The sequence below is a fragment of the Nocardioides sp. genome, assembly GCF_035429765.1.
In the GTDB taxonomy this organism is placed as follows: Bacteria; Actinomycetota; Actinomycetes; order Propionibacteriales; family Nocardioidaceae; genus Nocardioides.
Genome location: NZ_DAOMFK010000302.1, coordinates 1 through 2,508, shown reverse-complemented (window position 1 = coordinate 2,508; position 2,508 = coordinate 1). Strand labels below are relative to the sequence as shown.

Here is a 2,508-nt window from a genome sequence, read left to right as displayed (position 1 = left end):
CCAGCAGGAACGCGGCGGCCAGCAGCTGGGCAACCCGCACCTTCTCGAGCTCCTTCTCGGCCGCGCGCAGCTTCTCGAGCAGGTCGTGGACGCGCTCGGGGAGCTGCTCGGGACGCGTCTTGAGGGTCTCGGACAGCTGGGACACCAGCACGTGCTCACGGGCCAGGAAGCGGTAGGCGTCGCTGCCGACCAGGGCCTCGACCCGGCGCACCCCCGAGCCGATGGAGGACTCGCCGAGCAGCTTGATCACGCCCAGCTGACCGGACCGTCCCGCGTGGGTGCCGCCGCACAGCTCGCGGGCCCAGTCACCGACGGAGACGACGCGCACCTGGTCGCCGTACTTCTCGCCGAACAGCGCCATCGCTCCGGAGCGGACCGCCTCGGCCTGGCTCATCACCTCCGCGTGCACCGTGAGGTCGTCGAGGACGACGTCGTTGACGCGGGCCTCGACGTCGCGCATCACCGACTCCGGGACCGCCCCGGTGGCGGAGAAGTCGAACCGGAACCGGCCGGGCGCGTTCTCCGAGCCGGCCTGAGTCGCTGTCTCGCCCAGCGCCTCGCGGAACGCCTTGTGCACCATGTGGGTCGCGGTGTGCGCCCTCGAGATCGAGCGGCGCCGCTCCAGGTCCACCACGGCGTGGGCACCGGCACCCAGCGTCACCTCACCGGCCAGCACCGTCGCCTGGTGCACGACCAGGCCGGTGATCGGCGACTGGACGTCGTGCACGTGCAGCCGCGCGCCGGTGGCCAGCTCGATGACCCCCTGGTCGGCCAGCTGGCCGCCGCCCTCGGCGTAGAAGGGGGTGCGGTCCAGGACCAGCTCGATCTCGTCCCCCTCGCGGGCGGAGGTGACCACGCCACCGGAGGCCACGATGCCGCGCACGGAACCCTCGGAGACCACCTCGTCGTAGCCGGTGAACTCCACCGGGCGGCCCATCGCGTCGGCGACCTCGCGGTACGCCGAGGCGTCGACGTGGGCGCCCTTCTTGGCCCGGGCGTCGGCCTTGGCCCGGGCCTTCTGCTCGGCCATCAGCCGGCGGAAGCCCTCCTCGTCGACGCTGAGCCCCTGCTCGGCCGCCATCTCCAGGGTGAGGTCGATGGGGAAGCCGTAGGTGTCGTGGAGCGCGAAGGCCCGGTCGCCGGAGAGCTGCGCCCCGCCGGCCCGTCTCACCTCGCTGGTGGCCAGGTCGAAGATCTGGGTGCCGGCCCGCAGCGTCTGCCGGAAGGCGTCCTCCTCGGCGTAGGCCACCGTCGAGATCCGTTCCCAGTCGGTGCGGATCTGGGGATAGCCGAGCTGCATCTTGTCGCGGCTCACCGGCAGCAGCTCCGGCAGCGCCCGGTCCTCGTAGCCGAGCAGCCGCACCGAGCGCACCGCCCGCCGCAGCAGCCGGCGCAGCACGTAGCCGCGGCCCTCGTTGCCCGGGGTGACGCCGTCGCCGATGAGCATCAGCGCGCTGCGCACGTGGTCGGCGACGACCCGGAACCGGACGTCGTCGTCGTGCGCGACGCCGTACCGCCGGCCGGTGAGCTGCTCGGCGCGCTCGATCACGGGGAACATCTCGTCGATCTCGTACATGTTCTGCTTGCCCTGCAGCAGGTAGGCCACCCGCTCCAGGCCCAGCCCGGTGTCGATGCTCTTGGCCGGCAGCGGGCCCTGGACGTCGAAGTCCTCCTTGGAGCGGACCGCGGAGAGCACCTCCTGCATGAACACCAGGTTCCAGAACTCCATGTAGCGGTCGCCGGCGTCCCAGTCGCGGTCCGCGCCGAACTCCGGGCCCCGGTCGATGAGGATCTCCGAGGACGGGCCGCCCGGCCCGGGCACCCCCATCGACCAGTAGTTGTCCTTCTTGCCGAGCCGGATGATCCGGTCGTCGGGCAGCCCGGCCTCGGACTTCCACAGCGAGACGGCCTCCTCGTCGTCCTCGTAGACCGAGGCGTAGAGCACCGACTCGTCGAAGCCGTAGCCGCCCTCGGTCTGCGGCTTGGTGACCAGGTCCCAGGCGAGCCGGATCGCGCCCTGCTTGAAGTAGTCGCCGAAGGAGAAGTTGCCGCACATCTGGAAGAAGGTGCCGTGCCGGGTCGTCTTGCCGACCTCGTCGATGTCGAGGGTGCGCACGCACTTCTGCACGCTCACCGCTCGCGGGTACGGCGGGGTCTCCTGGCCCAGGAAGTAGGGCTTGAACGGCACCATGCCGGCGTTGACGAACAGCAGGTTCGGGTCGTCGAGGAGCAGCGATGCGCTGGGCACCACGGTGTGTCCGTGGGCCTCGAAGTGGGCCACGAACCGGCGGCGGATCTCCGCGGTGTCCATCAGGTGGTGCCTTCCGTGTCGGGGTGCTGCTGGGCGGGGGGGGCCAGGGGGGGCCGGGGCGGCGACGCGCCCGGGGGGGCGCATTCGCGTGGCGACCAAGTACATCAACGCCGCCAAGGCGCACTTCGCCGGCAAGGGCATGCATGTCGACCTGATCAAGCTGTACGGCTCGATGGAGCTGGCGCCGCTGGTGGGGC

Annotated in this window: 2 protein-coding genes; one reads left to right on the top strand and one right to left on the bottom strand. The window is 71.4% G+C overall.

Features of this window, described 5'->3' with window-relative positions; all coding sequences use genetic code 11:
• Positions 1–2,311, bottom strand: a 2,311-nt coding sequence (gene alaS / locus PLP61_RS16495) for an alanine--tRNA ligase (RefSeq protein ID WP_324503852.1), incomplete at its 3' end; no start/stop codon positions are given.
• On the opposite strand from alaS, the gene PLP61_RS17165 reads away from it, so the two are divergent.
• On the top strand, positions 2,253–2,508 hold a 256-nt coding region (locus PLP61_RS17165; RefSeq protein ID WP_502889102.1), incomplete at its 3' end, for a hypothetical protein. The two genes, alaS and PLP61_RS17165, sit on opposite strands and share 59 nt — an antisense overlap.